Raw genomic sequence first — 15464 nt, forward strand, 5'->3', positions numbered from 1 at the left:
GTTCTGTCAGGGGCCCCGCGCCAGGCGAGGGCCAGGTCTTGCCCATGTCCCCCTCTGTCACGCTGATCTGCGCCGATGCGGTGCCCGCCGCATCGCTGCACGAGGCCTTCACCGCCGCCTTCGCCGACTACCTGATCGGCCCCTTCGTGCTGCCGCCCGAGGCCTGGCCGGGATTCCTGGCCCGGCAGGGGATCGACCTGGCATTGAGCCGCGTGGCCGTCGATGGGCAGGGCCGTCCGCTGGCCTTCGCCTTCACGGCGCCGCGTCCGGCCCGGTCCAGCTGGCGCCTCGGCACCATGGGCGCCTTGCCGGCCGCACGGGGCAGCGGGGCGGCCCCCGCGCTGCTGGCGGACTTCCTGGCGCGGGCGCGCGCCGCCGGCTGCGAACAGACGGAGCTTGAAGTCTTCGCCCAGAACGAGCGGGCCCGGCGGCTGTATGAGCGCCACGGTTTCGAGACGCGGGACCTGCTGCAGGGCTGGGCCGGGACGGTGCCGCCCGGCCCCGGCGTGGGCTGGCGCGAGCTGGCCTGGAACGAGGCCCTGGCCTGGCTCGACGCGGCCGAGGCCGAGGGCCTGGCCCTGCCGCTGCAGCAGACGCGGCTTGGCCTCGCGTCCGCGCAGGGGCAGCGGGCCTTCGCCTGGGGCGGGGCGCTCGTCACCGGGGCGCCCAGGCCCGACGACGACGGGTGCTTCCAGCTCAGTGCCGTCGTGGACCGCGATCCCTCGCAGGCGGACCTGCGCGCCTTGCTGCAGGCCCTGGCCGCCGCGCATCCCGGCTGGCGGCATTGGCGCATGCCGCAGCTGCTGCGCCCGTCGGTCGGGGGCGAGGCCCTGGCGTCGCTGGGCCTGGGCGCCGAGCCCCTGCACCAGCTCTGGATGCGCCGGGTCGGGTGATCAGGCCGCCTGCAGCGGCAGGTGGATCTCCACCAGCGCCTCGTGCGCGGGCACATCGGGGAAGAAGCGCAGTCGGTGCAGGAAGGGCGGCGCGTCGCGCAGCTCGTGGCCGCTCTGCGGCAGCCAGACGCCGTAGAGCCAGCGGATGGCCTGGTCGAGGCTGGCGTCCGGCCCTTCGTGGCGCAGCACCGCGTGCAGGCCGCCCTCGATGCGCGAGGCCACCAGCCCTTGCGGATTCGGCGGCACCGGCGCCTCCCAGGCGACGGCCAGCCCGAATCGGCAGTCGGCCGGGGCCACGGAGGCCGGATCGTCATAGAGCAGGTTGTAGGTCGCGGCCCGCGAGGGCGGCAGCTGGCGCTCGCGCCGCCACGCGATGAAGCGCTGCAGGCTGGGCGCCAGGTCCTGCATCGGGCCGCGATGCACCAGCAGCGCGACGGGGACGTCCGGGCGCCGCTCGAGGCGCACCTGGGCGAGGGAGAAGATCGTGTCGTTCATGGGCCATTGCTCCGCGAGATGAAGTTGCTGCTCGCAGGCGGCCCAGCGGGCGGAGCGCGGGTCACGCCGCCACTGGCTGGGCGTCTTGCCGAGCAGGCGACGAAACGCCCGGGTGAAGGCCTCGGGGCTCTCGTAGCCGCTGGCCAGCGCCACCTCCAGCACCGGCAGCGCCGGCCGGTGCGCGAGCTGCTGGGCGGCGCGTCGCATGCGGGAGAGCAGCACGTAGCGCGCCAGCGGCAGCCCGCACAGGGCGGCGAACTGGCGGTGGAAGTGGAAGGGCGAGCTGTGGGCGAGTGCCGACAGGCCGGCGAGGTCCAGCGCCGCGCCGGGCTGGGCATCGACATGGCGCAGGACCCGCTGCATGCGGGCCTGCCAGCGCTGGGGGCTGTCGGTCGGGGAGGGCAGGGCGGGCGTGTTCATCGTGGGGCGAAGCCTACCCCCGCACCCGCCCGCGCGCCGTGCCGATCTTGCGGACCCGCGGGCGCTGCCGGCCCGTGCTGCCGCAAGATCGGCTTGCCCAGCGGCGAAAGCCGTCGCCGGGCGCCGGCCGGGGGCGAGGGCGGAGAATGGGGCGCATGAGTACCGCCGTTTCGCTCACCGCCGGGGCCGCGCCCCGGCCCGATCCCGCCCAGGACCTCCCGGCCTACATGAGCGCCCTGGGCGTGGCCGCCCGTGCCGCCAGCCGGCTGATGGCCGCGGCCCCGACCGCCGCCAAGAACACCGCCCTGCTGGCCCTGGCGCGGCGCCTGCGTGCCGAGGGGCCGGCCCTGGCCGCCGCCAACGCCCGCGACCTGCAGGCCGCCGAGGCCGCCGGCCTGGCCGGCCCGATGCTGGACCGCCTGCGCCTCACGCCCGCCGTGATCGCCACCGTGGCCGAGGGCTGCGAGCAGATCGCCGCCATGCCGGACCCCATCGGCGAGATCACCGGCGTGAAGCGCCGCCCCACCGGCATCAGCGTGGGGCAGATGCGCGTGCCGCTGGGCGTCTTCGGCATGATCTACGAGAGCCGCCCCAACGTGACCATCGAGGCCGCCTCGCTGGCCATCAAGAGCGGCAATGCCTGCCTGCTGCGCGGTGGCTCAGAAGCGTTCCACTCGAACCAGGCGCTGGCCGCGCTCGTGGCACAGAGCCTCGAGGAGGCCGGCCTGCCGGCCGCCGCCGTGCAGCTTGTCGGCACCACCGATCGCGCCGCCGTGGGCCTGCTCATCGCCATGCCGGCCTATGTGGACGTGATCATCCCGCGCGGCGGCAAGGGCCTCATCGAGCGCATCGCCGCTGAGGCGCGCGTGCCCGTCATCAAGCACCTGGACGGCAACTGTCACTGCTACGTCGATGCCGAGGTCGACCTCGACCTGGCCCTGCGCGTGGTGGACAACGCCAAGACGCAGAAGGTGAGCCCCTGCAACGCGACCGAGTCCCTGCTGGTGCATGCGGCGCAGGCGGCGGCCTTCCTGCCTCGCATGGGTGCGGTGTTCGCGGCCAAGGGCGTCGAGATGCGCGGCTGCCCGCGCAGCCTCGCGCTGCTTCAGGGCGTGCCCGGCGCGACACTCGTCGCGGCAACGGAGGCGGACTGGGACACGGAGTACCTCGCGCTGGTCATCAGCATCAAGGTGGTGGACAGCCTCGACGAGGCCATGGACCACATCAACCGCCACGGCTCGCACCACACCGATGCCATCCTCACCACGAACCACCCCAATGCCATGCGCTTCCTGCGCGAGGTGGACTCCGCCAGCGTGATGGTCAACGCCAGCACGCGCTTCGCGGACGGCTTCGAGTACGGCCTGGGCGCGGAGATCGGCATCTCGACCGACAAGTTCCACGCCCGCGGCCCGGTCGGCCTGGAAGGGCTGACGTCGATGAAGTGGGTCGTGCTGGGGCAGGGCGAGGTCCGCGGCTGAGGGCCCGCCGTCGAGGGGCGATGTGGGGCGCCGCGCAGGGGCCGTGTTATGGTCCGCGCACCGGATGTCCCTCGATGCCATGACCGCTGCTCCCCGACTGTCTTTCGCCTCGCGCGCCCTGCTGGCCGCCGCGCTGTCCCTGCCGATGGTCGCGCTGGCGGCCCCACCGGGCACCCGCTACGTCACGGAGAAGGGCTGGGGTGACCTGAGCTTCGAGGGTGACAAGTTCGAGCTGCTCGCGATGGGCTCCAACGGCCACAGCTGCACGCTGGACGGCCCGCGCAAGGGCGACATCGGGGATGCGGGCGACGGCTGCAAGGTGGCGTTCAAGCCGCTGCCGGGCGGGCGCCTGCAGGTGGGGCCCGCCTCGCCGGCCATGGAGTCGGCCTGCCGGATGTTCTGCGGCCAGCGGGCCACGTTCGAGGGCATCTACCACCCGACGCCGGCCGGCTGCACCGAGCCCGAACGGCAGGCGCGCCAGGCGGCGGGCCTCAAGGACTACAAGGCCGGCCGCCATGCCGAGGCCGCGGCGCGCTGGGCGGCGCTGGCCACCGCCTGCGGCCCCTACCTGCATTGGTCGGAGGCCTATGCCCTGAACAACGACCGCGCGGTGGCGGCCTATCACCTGGGGCAGTCGGACGAGTGCATCCGGCTGTCCCGCGAGGGGGCGAACGAGGAGCAGCTGAAGATGTTCCGCGAGACGGCCCCCACGGACCACGACATCCTGCTGCCGCTCTACCGCGCCGCGCGCTACAACCTGCAGCGCTGCAGCGGCAAGGCGGCGAAGTCCTGACCGGGGGGCGTGGGTGGCTCAGCGCCAGCCCGTGACCTGCGCGTCGGCCGGGGCCGAGAGCTTGTAGCGGGCGCTGAAGCGCTGCGTCTGCTTCGGGGCGAGCGTCTGGCGCCAGGCGCGGATGCCGCGTTGCTCGCGCCATTCGCCCGGCTGGGGCTCGGGGGTGAAGGTCGCATCGATGCGGATGTCCGCATGCTGGCTGACCGGGCTGGCCTCCAGCACCACGACCGGGATCGGCTTGTCGAGGCGGTTCTCCACCTCGTAGCTGCGTTCCACCTGGCGCTCCTGGCGCTGGCTGATGAGGCCGGACTGGGCGCCGTCAAGGCGCTCCGGCAGGCGGCGCACGCGCAGGCGATCGTCCCGGCCGAAGACCCAGTCGACCTTCTGCTCGCCGCTGAACAGCAGCTGGGAGTCCCCGACCAGCAGGCCGTCGCGGTAGAGCTGCAGCTTGCCGCGCGGCCAGCTGCCGGCCGGGCGCGAGAGCTCGGCGATGAGGAAGGCGGCGTTGTCGACCTGCGGCTGCACGCGGCTGTAGACACCGGCCTCGATCACCTCCTGGCCGAGCGACAGCTGCAGGGCTTGCGCGCCGCTGAGCAGGCGCTGGCGGCCGGGCAGGGTGTAGTCCGTGGCGAACTCGCCGGCAAAGACCTCGGGCGTGAACGGCGACCGCACCCGCGAGCCGGTGACCTGCACGTGCTCCAGCGCCCCGGGCTTGCTGTCCGCCATCATGACGGGGGCCGGCGCGGCGGCATAGCGAGGGCGCGGCTCCTCTTTCGGGCGGATGTCCAGCAGCCAGGGCGCGAGAAAGCCCGGCCCACCCTGCGGCCGGCCGAGCTCGGTGCTCAGGCGCAGCGGCACGCTGCTCCAGTCTTCGCCCGTCTTCTGCGAGGCCTCGGCGCGGCGCTCCACGCTCAGCTTGCCCGTGGCGGTGTCGAGGCGGGCGCGGTAGAGCGGCGTCCAGCCCGCCTGCTCGCTGCGGTAGACCAGGCGCAGCTCGCCGCCCGCGGCGGTGTCCACGGGCACGGTCAGGACCTGGTACTGGCGCTGCTCACCCTCCTGCTCACGGGCCTGGGCCAGCTGGCGGTCCAGGGCCTCCGCGCGTTCCTTGAGCGACTGCTGGCGCTGCAGCTGCTCGAACGTCTGGCGGCGCAGCGTCTCGAGCGTGTCCTGCAGGCGCGGGCCCGGGGGCAGCTCCTTGCCGGTCAGGTGGCGCAGGAAATTCAGCGAGACCTCGAGCGCCTCCTTCTCGGCCTGGAGCTGGCGGGACTGCTGCTCCAGCTCCCGCACCCGGCTGCCACGGTCGCATTCCGGCAGCAGCTCGGCGGGCTTGAGCTCCAGCCGGACCTCGCCCACGCCCATGTCGGCTGCGGGCAGGAGCTGGAGGGAATCGGCGACGAGGTCCGGGCTCAGGCAGCTGAAGCGGGCCTCGCGGGCATGGGGCGCCAGGGTCAGCGCCCGCTCGATCGTGGCGCCCTGGGGATGCAGGGTGACCTGGCGGAGGGTGTCGGAGGCGGGGGCGGCCTGGGCCAGGGAGGCCTGGCCCGCGGCGAGCAGGATCAGCAGCGGGAGGGGGCGGCACGTGACAGGCAGGGCGACGGGCATGGCAGTGGGGGCTGGCAATGGGAGCCTGAGCCTAACACCGCCAGCCCGCTGCCGGCCTCAGGTGCCCCAGAGCCCTTCGAGGCGGGATTCGCTGTGCAGCGCGTCCAGCGCCATGGCCGCGCTGGCCGGGCTCGGCTCGCGCAGCTGGCGAGCCAGGCGCGGGCGGGCCCAGACCCAGGCCACGGCCATCGCCAGCACGAGGCCCAGGGCGTAGAGCTCGAGGAAGCCGCCGACGCCCATCACCGCGGCCAGCACCTTGGCGAGGCCGAGGAAGGCGGCGAAGAGCCAGCTGCAGGCGCTCACGGCCCCCAGCAGGCTCGGGACCTTGGCGGCCTGACGCGCATAGTCCGCGTCACCGGCGGGCGCCAGCAGGCGGGGCAGGGCCCAGCGGTGCAGGGCGAAGCCGTTGAGCGTCAGCACGACCACGACGGCGATCTTGGCCAGCAGCTTGCCCTTGGAGGCGATGACGGCCGGCGCAAAGCCGGTGTCGATCCCGATGATCACCAGTCCGGTGATCCACAGAGCCAGCAGGGCGCGGCTCACCCAGACCGTGCCCTCCCTCAGTTGCTCGTGGTCGATGCGGCGGCGCATGAACACGGCCAGGTCGCCCATGACGATGCCCGCCGCAGCGGCGAAGCAGGCCAGGACGTGGGCATAGAGCGCCACCAGGCGCAGCAAGGCATCCCAATCCGGGAGTTGCATGATGAAGTCCTCGTGTAGGTCCTAAGACCTCCTCGGCACCGTCGTTCTTCTTTTTCTTGCGTGGATCGTTTGCAGGACGGGTGCGGCAGTCTAGGAGTGCGGAAGCCCCTCCGACTTCAGGGTATTGCCCGAGCCATGTCCTTCCAAACGGTTTCACGTCGACCCTGCCCCTTGGCGCGGCGCCGGGCACTGCGGCAAGGGGCTCGATCGGGAGCAGCTCGGCCGGCAATGGCACACTGCGGGCCATGAGTCTTCCCCCGCAAGCCAATTCCAGCCGCAAGGCCCTGGTGCTGTTCTCCGGCGGCCAGGATTCCACCGCCTGCCTCGCCTGGGCGCTGGACCGCTACGCCCGCGTCGAGACGCTGGGCTTCGACTACGGCCAGCGCCACCGCGTCGAGCTCGACTGCCGCCAGACCGTGCGCCGCGAGCTGGCCGCGCAGTTCCCCGCCTGGGGCGCCAAGCTGGGTGAGGACCATGTGCTGGATCTCTCTCTCCTGGGTCAGATCTCCGACACGGCGCTGACCGAATCGCGCGCCATCGAGATGCAGGCGAACGGCCTGCCCAACACCTTCGTGCCCGGTCGCAACCTGCTCTTCCTGAGCTTCGCGGCGACGCTGGCCTACCGCCGCGGGGCTTCCGTGCTGGTCGGCGGCATGTGCGAGACGGACTACTCCGGCTACCCGGACTGCCGGGACAACACGCTCAAGGCGCTGCAGGTGGCCCTGAGCCTGGGCCTGGACCAGCCCATGACCATCGAGACGCCGCTCATGTTCATCACCAAGGCTGAGACCTGGGCCCTCACCGAGCGCCTGGGCGGCGCGGCGCTGAACGCGCTGGTGGTCGAGCACACGCACACCTGCTACCTGGGCGACCGCACGCTGCGGCACGCCTGGGGCCATGGCTGCGGCACCTGCCCGGCCTGCGAGCTGCGGGCGCAGGGCTATGAGGGCTGGCTGGCGGGTCGCGGGGCGTGAGCGGGATGACGTCCTGGTCCTGGACCCCCTGGGTGCTCGGCGCCCTGCTCTTCTTCTGGGGCGTGGGTGGCTACAACCGCATGATGCGGCTGCGCAATGCCATCGGCGCGGCCTACGGGCAGCTGGACGGCCTGCTCAGCCAGCGTGCGCAGCTGTGCGCCCGGCTGCTGGAGGGGCTGCGGCCGCTGCTGCAGAACGAGCAGGCCACCTTCGATGCGCTGGAGAGCGCCCAGGCCGAGGCCCAGGCGGCGGCGAACGCCGTGCGCGCCCGGCCCTTCGCGGCGGACCCGGTCGCCGCGCTGGCCGTGGCGGCGGCGGTGCATGCCGCGGCGCTCACGCGGCTGATGTCCCTCGTCGAACACCACGGCGAGCTCGCCGAGCATCCCGAGGTCTTCGCGCTGGTCGACGAGCTGAAGATGGTCGAGCGCCAGCGCGCCTTCGCCCGGCAGCTGTTCAACCAGGCGGTGAGTGTCTACAACGAGGCGGTGCAGCAGTTCCCGACGCGGGTCCTGGCCAGCTTCTTCGGCTTCGGCGAGGCCCGCTCGCTCTGATCTTGCGCGCGGCCGGGAGGCGGTGGCCCCCAGCCCGGCGCGGGTCTCAGCTGCACTCGATCACGCCGGAGCTCACCAGCTCCTGGAACAGCGCCATCAGCGCCTGGCCGCGCATCGCGTAGGGGTTCAGGCGCGTGGTGTCGCAGTACTTGAGCACCAGGGCCGGGTTGAGCCGGTGCAGGTTGACCTGGCCCATCGACCAGCCGGCGAAGCGGCGCTCGTCGATTTCCTCGTAGCTCAGCAGGATCACGTCGTGGTGGCGCGGATCCTGGACGATGGCCTTGTAGCGCGCATTGACGGCATCGCGGCCGCCCTCGAGCACCTGGATGAAGACACCGTCGCTCAGGCACAGCAGGCCGGTGATGCCTTCGGCCGGGTTGTGTTCTCGTGACTGCTTGAGGATGGCGGCCAGCTGGCTTTCCTTGGTGCCTTCGGCGGCACGGCTGGCATAGAGAAGACGGACAAGCATGGGGCACTCCGGGAGGGTGGGGCGGGGCTTACTTCTTGCTGAGCAGCGAGAGGAATTCGCGACGCAGGTTCGGATCCTTGAGGAAGGCGCCGCGCATCACACTGTTGGTCATCATCGAGTCGCTGTCCTTGACGCCGCGCCAATGCATGCAGAAATGGTCGGCCTCCATCACGATGCCGAGGCCGTCCGGCTGGACCCGCTCCTGCAGCTCGTTGGCCAGCATCGTCACGGCCTCTTCCTGGATCTGGGGGCGGCTCATGATCCAGTCGGTGAGCCGCGCGTACTTCGACAGGCCGATCAGGTTCGAGTGCTCGTTGGGCAGCAGGCCGATCCACACCCGGCCGACGATGGGGCACAGGTGGTGCGAGCAGGCCGAGCGCACGGTGATGGGGCCGACGATCATCAGCTCGTTGAGCCGCGTGATGTTGGGGAACTCGGTGACGTCCGGCGCCTGCACATAGCGCCCCTTGAACACCTCGCGGACGAACATCTTGGCCACGCGCTTGGCGGTGTCCTGCGTGTTGTGGTCGCTGTCGGTGTCGATCACCAGGGCCCGCAGCACGCCCTGGAGCTGCTTCTGGACTTCGGCCTGGATCTCGTCGAGCTCGCCGTCCTCGATGAAGTCGGCGATGTTGTCGTTGGCGTGGTGTCGGCAGTCGGCGGCGAGCAGGCGGTAGCGCACGCGCTCCGAGGCGGGCAGCGCGGCCAGCTCGTCGGCGCTGAGGGCGGGGAGGGAGGCGGTCTTGCCGGGCATGGGGGTCTCGCAGAGAACTTGTTGTGCGCGGATTGTGGCCTCTTTGGCGGCAAAGAGCGCAGGCGCCGGGCGCTTGTCCCCAGGGGCCGGCAGGGCAAGGGCGGTGGGCGTCGCATGGAGGCAGGCTGGGGAGGCGACGGCGCCGCCGTCTGACGCCCGTCGCCGGCCCCCTTCAAACCGGCCTAAGTCTCGGAACGGGGCGGCACTTACACTGCCCGGGTGTCTGAAAACTCCTCCTCCACCGCTGCCGGCATCCCCCTGCAGCGCCTCCTGCTCCAGACCGCGGACGCCGTCCAGGCCGTGCGCCAGGGGCGCTCGCTCACGGATGTCCTGGCCCGCTGCCCGCGCGAGCTGCGCCCTGGCACCCAGGCCCTGAGCTTCCACGTCCTGCGCCACCTGGGCGCGGCCCAGGCTCTGCGCCGCCAGCTCGCGCCCAAGGCGCCACCGCCCAAGGTCGAGAACCTGCTGCTGTGCGCGCTGGCCCTGCTGTGGCCCGCCGAGGAGCCGCCCTACGCCGCCCATACCGTCGTCGACCAGGCCGTGCGGGCCATGCGCCAGCGCGCGGCCCCGAGCGCTGGCTTCGTGAACGCCGTGCTGCGCCGCTTCCTGCGGGAGCGCGAGGCCCTCGTGCAGGCCCTGCAGCGCGACCCGGTGGCGCACCACAACCATCCGCAGTGGTGGATCGACCGCGTCCGTCAGGACTGGCCCGAGCACTGGCAGGGCATCCTGGCCGCCAACAACAGCCGTCCCCCCATGACGCTGCGCGTGAACGCCCGCCAGGGCAGCGCGGCGGACTACCAGGCCCGCCTGACGGCGCAGGGACTGGCCTCGCGCCTGCTGGGCGATCGTCTGCCGCAGGGCCTGCTGCTGGATCGCCCGCAGCCGGTGTCCGCGCTGCCGGGCTTCGAGCAGGGGGCCGTGTCGGTGCAGGACGCCGCCGCCCAGATCGCCGCCCCGCTGACGGTGGCCGCCCTGCGCGGGCGCACGGGCGAGGGGCAAGACCTGGCCCTCGCCGCCCTGCCAAGCGGCGCCCGGGTGCTCGACGCCTGCTCCGCGCCGGGGGGCAAGACCGCGCACCTGCTGGAGCTGCAGGCGCTGGACCTGCTGGCCCTGGACGCCGACGCCGAGCGCCTGGCCCGCGTCAATGACAACCTTGCCCGCCTGCAGCTGCAGGCCGGCACCCGCGCGGTGGATGCCCGCCAGACCGCCGACTGGTGGGACGGCCGCCCCTTTGACGCCATCCTGCTCGACGCGCCGTGCAGCGCCTCCGGCATCGTGCGCCGCCACCCGGACGTGCGCTGGCTGCGCCGCCCGGAGGACATCGCCCAGCTGGCGCGCATCCAGGCCGAGCTGCTGGACGCCCTGTGGCCGCTGCTCAAGCCGGGGGGGCGGCTCGTCTACGCCACCTGCTCGCTGTTCAGGGCGGAGGGGCAGGACCAGGTCGACGCATTTTTGCAACGCCGGCCTGATGCGAAGGCCCTGGAGTGTGCCGGGCTCACGGGCCATCTGCTACCCGTGCCTGACAATGGCTCCCAGAACGCGGCCGGGCAGGCTGTCCCGCTGGACGGCTTCTTCTATGCCCTGCTCCTGAAATCGCCCGCATCCACCCACTGATGGTTCTTGCTCCCCTGGCGCCGGTGTCGCCATGTCTGCTGCGCTGCGCCTGGCCCGCCAAGGGTCTGGGCCGCGCTGTGGCATGGGGCGGGCGGCTGCTTCTGGGGATCGTGCTGATGCTGGCCCTGCTGCTCGGGGCGGTGTCCGCGGCGCGCGCCGAGGGCATCCACCTGAGCGACCTGCGCACGGAGCGCACCGACGACGGCTTGCAGCTGAGTTTCAGCGCTCGCTTCGAGCTGACCCGCCCGGTGGAGGAGGCCTTGCTCAAGGGCTTGCCGGTCTTCTTCCAGGCCGAGGTCACCGTGATGCGCAGCCGCTGGTACTGGCGCGATGCCCGTGCGGCGCGGGCCACGCGCAGCTGGCGCCTCGTCTGGCAGCCGCTGACCCGCCAGTACCGGGTGACCACCGAGGGCCTGCACCAGAACTTCGACTCCCTCCCCGAGGCCCTGGCCTTCATGCGGGGTGTCGCCGGCTGGCGCATCGCCGAGCCCCGCGACATCGACGAGGAAGGCAAGTACTACCTCGAGTTCAGCTACAAGCTCGACACCTCCCAGCTGCCGCGCCCCATGCAGATCGGCCTGGGCGCGCCGCAGGGCTGGGGCCTGAGCGTCGAGCAGCGCCTCAACCTCGCGCCTGATTTCAGCGCCAAGCTGCAGCCATGAGCGCCGCCCGGCCGCCCGTAGGCGCGAATTCCCGCCTGGCGGGACCGCACATCGTGCGAAGGGTGCCCACAATGGACGCCGCCCGGCCGCCCGTAGGCGCGAATTCCCGCCTGGCGGGACCGCACATCGTGCGAAGGATGCTCCCGTGAGCCGTGTGAGACGCTGGGCCTGGCTGGTCTCGCTGCTGGCCGTTGCCGGGGCGGGCGGCCTGCTGGCCTTCCTGCTGTCCATCGGCGCCACGGCGGAGCGCGGCTTCTTCGTGCGGCATTCGCTCTGGCTCCTGGGGCTGAATGTCGGCGTGGCGGTCGTGCTGGCCACGGTCATCATCAGCGCCGGCGTCCGTCTGGTGCTGCGGGTGCGCCGGGGCAAGTTCGGCAGTCGCCTGCTGCTCAAGCTCGCCGGCATCTTTGCCCTCGTGGGCGTGGTGCCGGGCGTGCTGATCTACACCGTGTCCTACCAGTTCGTGAACCGCTCCATCGAAAGCTGGTTCGACGTGCGCCTCGCCAGCGCCCTGGAGTCCGGCCTGAAGCTGGGGCAGGGCACGCTCGACGGCCTCGTCAACGAGCTGGGCACCAAGACACGCAGTGCCGCCGAGCGCCTGGGCGAGCAGGGCGGCACGCCGATGACGCTGGCGCTCGAGCGGCTGCGGGACCAGCTCTCGGCCCGTTCCGTCAGCCTGCTGGGCGCCAACGGGCAGCCGCTGGCGGTGGTCGGCGGCGCGGACAACCCCTCGCTCACCCTCAGCCGCACCAGCAGCAACCTGCTGCGCGACGTGCGCCGCCAGGGCGTGATCAGCAAGATCGAAGGCCTGGAGGACGAGGCCAAGGCGCTGCAGGGCCAGGCCCGCATCCGCGCCCTGGCCCTCGTGCCCAGCAACGACTTCAGCCTCGGCGCCAGCGACCGCTATCTGATGGTCGTGCAGGGCCTGCCGGGCTCGGTGCTGGCCAATGCGCTCGCCGTGCAGAACGCCAACCTCGAGTACCAGCAGCGCTCGCTGGAACGGGACGGCATGCGCGGCATGTACCTCGGTACGCTCACGCTGGTGCTGATCCTGGCCACCTTCGCCGCGCTGCTGCTGGCCGTGACCCTGGGCGACCAGCTCGCCCAGCCGCTGCTGCTGCTGGCCGACGGCATGCGCCAGGTGGCACAGGGCGACCTCACCGCCAAGCCCACCATCGCCTCGCGCGACGAGCTGGGCGGCCTCACCCGCAGCTTTGCCGACATGACCCAGCAGCTGGCCGATGCCCGCCACATGGTCGAGCAGAGCGTGACCCAGCTTGAAAGCGCCCGCACCCACCTCCAGACCATCCTGGACAACCTCACCGCCGGCGTGATCGGCTTCGATGCCCGCGGCGGCATGGACACCATCAACCCCGGCGCCACGCGCATCCTGCGCCTGCCGCTGTCGGCCTACCAGGGGCAGCGCATGGAGGCGGTGCCCGAGCTGCAGGACTTCGCCGCCGAGGTCGCCCAGCGCTTCGCCAGCAGCGAGGACAGCGACGGCACCTGGCAGGACAGCTTCGAGCTCAAGCTGCCGGGGCAGGAGGAATCGCTCAACCTGCTGATGCGCGGCGCGACCCTGCCCGAGGGCGAGCGGCTGATCGTGTTCGACGACATCTCCGAGGTCGTGTCGGCCCAGCGCTCCGCGGCCTGGAGCGAAGTGGCCCGGCGTCTGGCGCACGAGATCAAGAACCCGCTGACGCCCATCCAGCTCTCGGCCGAGCGCCTGCAGCACAAGCTCGAGGCCAAGCTCGAGGGGCCGGACCAGGCCATGCTCGTGCGTTCGGTCGGCACCATCGTCAACCAGGTGCAGGCGATGAAGCAGCTCGTCAACGAGTTCCGCGACTACGCCCGCCTGCCCGCCGCGCAGCTCAAGCCGCTGGACCTCAATGCGCTGGTGGGCGAGGTGCTGATGCTCTATGCCTCGGCCCAGGAGGCCGGGCGGCTGCATGCCGAGCTCACCGCGGATCTCCCCATGATCGTGGGGGACGCGACCCAGCTGCGCCAGGTCATCCACAACCTGGTGCAGAACGCGCTCGACGCGGTTGCTGATCGAGAACAAGGGCATGTGCGGGTACGCACGCTCAAATCTCTGGGCGACACTGGCGAACTTCGGGGCTTGCGCCTCGTGATCTCGGATAACGGTCCCGGCTTTGCGGAGAAAGTGCTCAAGAGAGCCTTCGAGCCCTACGTGACCACCAAGTCCAAGGGCACGGGGCTGGGGCTGGCCGTGGTCAAGAAGATCGCCGACGAGCATGGGGCGCGCATCCGCCTCAGCAATCTGCATCCCGAGGCCGACGAGTCCCTGCCGCCGAACGGCGCGCAAGTTTCGTTATCATTTTCAAAACTCGCGACTGCACCGAGCCCGGCCGAGCCGAGCGACGCTCCCGGGGCTGCGTGAACAGTAGGCATACATGGCAACCATTCTTGTTGTTGACGACGAACTGGGCATCCGGGCCCTGTTGTCTGAAATCCTGACCGACGAAGGTCACACGATCGAGCTGGCGGAAAACGCCGGCCAGGCCCGCGCCGTCCGTGAGCGCATGCGCCCCGACCTCGTGCTGCTGGACATCTGGATGCCCGACGTCGACGGCGTCACCCTGCTCAAGGAGTGGGGCAGCAGCGGCCAGCTGACCATGCCCGTCATCATGATGAGCGGCCACGGCACCATCGACACCGCGGTGGAGGCCACCAAGTTCGGCGCCATCGCCTTCCTGGAAAAGCCCATCACGCTGCAGAAGCTCCTGCGCGCGGTCGAGCAGGCCCTCGTCAAGACCGCCCCGCGCCCGGCCGCCCCGGCGCCCGGTCTGCCGAGCTACGCGGCGCGTCCGGAGCTGCCCATGCACCCGCACAGTTCGGTGCTGAACCACAGCGGCCATGCCGTGGCGCCGGTGATCGCCCCTGTGCAGGCGCTGGCCTCCGAACAGCTCTTCGAGCTCGACCGTCCGCTGCGCGAGGCGCGCGATGCCTTCGAGAAGAGCTACTTCGAGTTCCACCTGGCCAAGGAGAACGGCTCCATGACCCGCGTGGCCGAGAAGACCGGCCTCGAGCGCACCCATCTGTACCGAAAGCTCAAGCAGCTGGGCGTTGATCTTTCAAGAAATAAGCGCAACAGCCAAATTTAGTGTTATAGTCATGGTCTTCGCTGATCTTTGCGCCGCAAGACGCAGGCGGTCAGAGAAGAAAAGATGGCCAAGTAGCTCAGTTGGTAGAGCAGCGGATTGAAAATCCGCGTGTCGGTGGTTCGATTCCGCCCTTGGCCACCAAGACAAGTGCTTCGATCGCCTCCCGGCGGCTGAAGCCGCAACAAAAGCCCGGCATGCCCGGGCTTTTTTGCGTCCGTGTGGGCCACCGACGGTGGGTGACGGGCCGCTCGCCTCGGGGCGGCTTCCGCAATTCCCCCGTAGGCCCGGGCGGCGGTCCCACGTAGCATGCCGGACTTTTTAGGGAGCCTCCCATGGATCAAGACAATTCGCTCAACGTCGGCCGCGACGCCCGCATCCTGGCCCGCAAGTCCTGGACCGCCTACATCCGCGTCGTCCTCCTGGGCCTGGTGGCCCTGGTGCTGCTGGCCGCGTTCTGGGGGGCCAACTGGAAGGGCGGGCTGCTGCTCACGGTGCCGGTGGTGGCCTTCCTGGTCTACCAGGTGCTGGAAATCCGCAGCCACCATCTCTATGTCGACGACATCGGCGTCTGGCATTCCCGCGGCATCCTGCCCTGGAGCAAGGGCATCACCGGCGTGAAGTGGCGCGACCTGGACGAGGCCGTCTTCTTCCAGGGCCTGGGCAGCTGGCTGCTGAAGTCCTACACGGTGCGCATCGGGCACCGCTTCACCAAGGCCAACGAGATCATCATGACGCACATGGCCGGCGGGCATGAGGCCGCCATGACGGTCAACGCCATGCACCAGGACCTGGTGCGCCAGGGACGCCTGGGCTGACGCCGGGCCGCGCCGTGCCGCGGGCCCGCCCGGCGCCTGTGTGACAGCCCCGACACGCCGCCCTTATCAAGCTGTCATCCGGCCTTGCGATGCTGCCGGACTTCACTCACGGAG

15 protein-coding genes and 1 tRNA gene are annotated in these 15464 nt (G+C 71.3%); 11 read left to right on the forward strand and 5 right to left on the reverse strand.

Annotated elements, in window-relative coordinates:
- Window positions 1-44 precede the first annotated feature (44 nt).
- Complete coding sequence (locus tag QRD43_RS04540) at window positions 45-893, forward strand: GNAT family N-acetyltransferase (RefSeq protein WP_285981282.1); 849 nt, start codon at window positions 45-47, stop codon at window positions 891-893.
- Here QRD43_RS04540 and QRD43_RS04545 read toward each other — a convergent pair whose 3' ends face one another.
- Entirely contained in the window at window positions 894-1808 is a 915-nt protein-coding gene (locus QRD43_RS04545; protein WP_285981283.1) for an AraC family transcriptional regulator, read from the reverse strand.
- Window positions 1809-2035: 227 nt separating this feature from the next.
- On the opposite strand from QRD43_RS04545, the gene QRD43_RS04550 reads away from it, so the two are divergent.
- Both QRD43_RS04550 and QRD43_RS04555 read left to right on the forward strand, forming a co-directional pair.
- The gene (locus QRD43_RS04550; protein WP_285981540.1) at window positions 2036-3289 is read left to right on the forward strand and encodes a glutamate-5-semialdehyde dehydrogenase; all 1254 of its coding nucleotides are present in this window, start codon (window positions 2036-2038) and stop codon (window positions 3287-3289) included.
- Window positions 3290-3368: 79 nt separating this feature from the next.
- The gene (locus QRD43_RS04555) at window positions 3369-4082 is read left to right on the forward strand and encodes a hypothetical protein (RefSeq protein ID WP_285981284.1); all 714 of its coding nucleotides are present in this window, start codon (window positions 3369-3371) and stop codon (window positions 4080-4082) included.
- Window positions 4083-4100: 18 nt separating this feature from the next.
- Here the strand turns inward: QRD43_RS04555 and QRD43_RS04560 are convergent, their stop codons facing one another.
- Both QRD43_RS04560 and QRD43_RS04565 read right to left on the reverse strand, forming a co-directional pair.
- Complete coding sequence (locus tag QRD43_RS04560) at window positions 4101-5684, reverse strand: DUF4139 domain-containing protein (protein WP_285981285.1); 1584 nt, start codon at window positions 5682-5684, stop codon at window positions 4101-4103.
- 57 nt (window positions 5685-5741) lie between these two features.
- Window positions 5742-6386: a hypothetical protein gene (locus tag QRD43_RS04565; protein WP_285981286.1), complete on the reverse strand. Its 645-nt coding sequence runs from the start codon at window positions 6384-6386 to the stop codon at window positions 5742-5744.
- A gap of 245 nt (window positions 6387-6631) precedes the next feature.
- Between QRD43_RS04565 and queC the strand changes: the two genes are divergently transcribed.
- Together queC and QRD43_RS04575 are read left to right on the forward strand one after the other, a co-directional pair.
- Window positions 6632-7360, forward strand: coding sequence for a 7-cyano-7-deazaguanine synthase QueC (queC, locus tag QRD43_RS04570; RefSeq protein WP_285981287.1), 729 nt, complete (start codon window positions 6632-6634; stop codon window positions 7358-7360).
- A 5-nt stretch (window positions 7361-7365) separates the two neighbouring features.
- Window positions 7366-7911 carry a LemA family protein gene (locus QRD43_RS04575; RefSeq protein ID WP_285981288.1) on the forward strand — a complete coding sequence of 182 codons (546 nt, stop codon included), beginning with the start codon at window positions 7366-7368 and terminating at the stop codon, window positions 7909-7911.
- 46 nt (window positions 7912-7957) lie between these two features.
- Here QRD43_RS04575 and QRD43_RS04580 read toward each other — a convergent pair whose 3' ends face one another.
- Window positions 7958-8380 (reverse strand): BLUF domain-containing protein, encoded by a 423-nt coding sequence (locus QRD43_RS04580; RefSeq protein WP_285981289.1) that lies wholly within the window; start codon window positions 8378-8380, stop codon window positions 7958-7960.
- Window positions 8381-8408: 28 nt separating this feature from the next.
- Window positions 8409-9134 (reverse strand): GTP cyclohydrolase I, encoded by a 726-nt coding sequence (gene folE / locus QRD43_RS04585; protein ID WP_285981290.1) that lies wholly within the window; start codon window positions 9132-9134, stop codon window positions 8409-8411.
- 219 nt (window positions 9135-9353) lie between these two features.
- Between folE and rsmB the strand changes: the two genes are divergently transcribed.
- The 6 genes from rsmB (at window position 9354) to QRD43_RS04615 (ending at window position 15350) form a co-directional block, all read left to right on the forward strand.
- A complete protein-coding gene (gene rsmB, locus QRD43_RS04590) occupies window positions 9354-10748 on the forward strand; it encodes a 16S rRNA (cytosine(967)-C(5))-methyltransferase RsmB (protein WP_285981291.1) in 1395 nt (464 codons plus the stop codon).
- Window positions 10748-11410 carry a DUF4390 domain-containing protein gene (locus QRD43_RS04595; RefSeq protein WP_285981292.1) on the forward strand — a complete coding sequence of 221 codons (663 nt, stop codon included), beginning with the start codon at window positions 10748-10750 and terminating at the stop codon, window positions 11408-11410. The genes rsmB and QRD43_RS04595 overlap by 1 nt, the downstream gene beginning before the upstream one ends.
- Before the next feature lie 145 nt (window positions 11411-11555).
- Window positions 11556-13811, forward strand: a complete 2256-nt coding sequence (locus tag QRD43_RS04600) for a sensor histidine kinase (RefSeq protein ID WP_285981293.1) — start codon at window positions 11556-11558, stop codon at window positions 13809-13811.
- A gap of 13 nt (window positions 13812-13824) precedes the next feature.
- Window positions 13825-14535 carry a response regulator gene (locus QRD43_RS04605; protein ID WP_285981294.1) on the forward strand — a complete coding sequence of 237 codons (711 nt, stop codon included), beginning with the start codon at window positions 13825-13827 and terminating at the stop codon, window positions 14533-14535.
- Between the two features lie 65 nt (window positions 14536-14600).
- Window positions 14601-14676 (forward strand) — tRNA-Phe (locus tag QRD43_RS04610).
- 191 nt (window positions 14677-14867) lie between these two features.
- Window positions 14868-15350, forward strand: coding sequence for a hypothetical protein (locus tag QRD43_RS04615; protein ID WP_285981295.1), 483 nt, complete (start codon window positions 14868-14870; stop codon window positions 15348-15350).
- Window positions 15351-15464 lie beyond the last annotated feature (114 nt).

Origin of the sequence: Roseateles subflavus, from assembly GCF_030285365.1 — a bacterium.
Classification (GTDB): Bacteria; Pseudomonadota; Gammaproteobacteria; order Burkholderiales; family Burkholderiaceae_C; genus Roseateles_B; species Roseateles_B subflavus.

Coding starts and splice junctions, on each gene's coding strand:
- QRD43_RS04540 (WP_285981282.1), top strand. CDS start 45: ATGTCCCCCTCTGTCACGCTGATCTGCGCCGATGCGGTGCCCGCCGCA.
- QRD43_RS04545 (WP_285981283.1), bottom strand. CDS start 1,808: ATGAACACGCCCGCCCTGCCCTCCCCGACCGACAGCCCCCAGCGCTGG.
- QRD43_RS04550 (WP_285981540.1), top strand. CDS start 2,036: ATGAGCGCCCTGGGCGTGGCCGCCCGTGCCGCCAGCCGGCTGATGGCC.
- QRD43_RS04555 (WP_285981284.1), top strand. CDS start 3,369: ATGACCGCTGCTCCCCGACTGTCTTTCGCCTCGCGCGCCCTGCTGGCC.
- QRD43_RS04560 (WP_285981285.1), bottom strand. CDS start 5,684: ATGCCCGTCGCCCTGCCTGTCACGTGCCGCCCCCTCCCGCTGCTGATC.
- QRD43_RS04565 (WP_285981286.1), bottom strand. CDS start 6,386: ATGCAACTCCCGGATTGGGATGCCTTGCTGCGCCTGGTGGCGCTCTAT.
- queC (WP_285981287.1), top strand. CDS start 6,632: ATGAGTCTTCCCCCGCAAGCCAATTCCAGCCGCAAGGCCCTGGTGCTG.
- QRD43_RS04575 (WP_285981288.1), top strand. CDS start 7,366: ATGACGTCCTGGTCCTGGACCCCCTGGGTGCTCGGCGCCCTGCTCTTC.
- QRD43_RS04580 (WP_285981289.1), bottom strand. CDS start 8,380: ATGCTTGTCCGTCTTCTCTATGCCAGCCGTGCCGCCGAAGGCACCAAG.
- folE (WP_285981290.1), bottom strand. CDS start 9,134: ATGCCCGGCAAGACCGCCTCCCTCCCCGCCCTCAGCGCCGACGAGCTG.
- QRD43_RS04595 (WP_285981292.1), top strand. CDS start 10,748: ATGGTTCTTGCTCCCCTGGCGCCGGTGTCGCCATGTCTGCTGCGCTGC.
- QRD43_RS04605 (WP_285981294.1), top strand. CDS start 13,825: ATGGCAACCATTCTTGTTGTTGACGACGAACTGGGCATCCGGGCCCTG.
- QRD43_RS04615 (WP_285981295.1), top strand. CDS start 14,868: ATGGATCAAGACAATTCGCTCAACGTCGGCCGCGACGCCCGCATCCTG.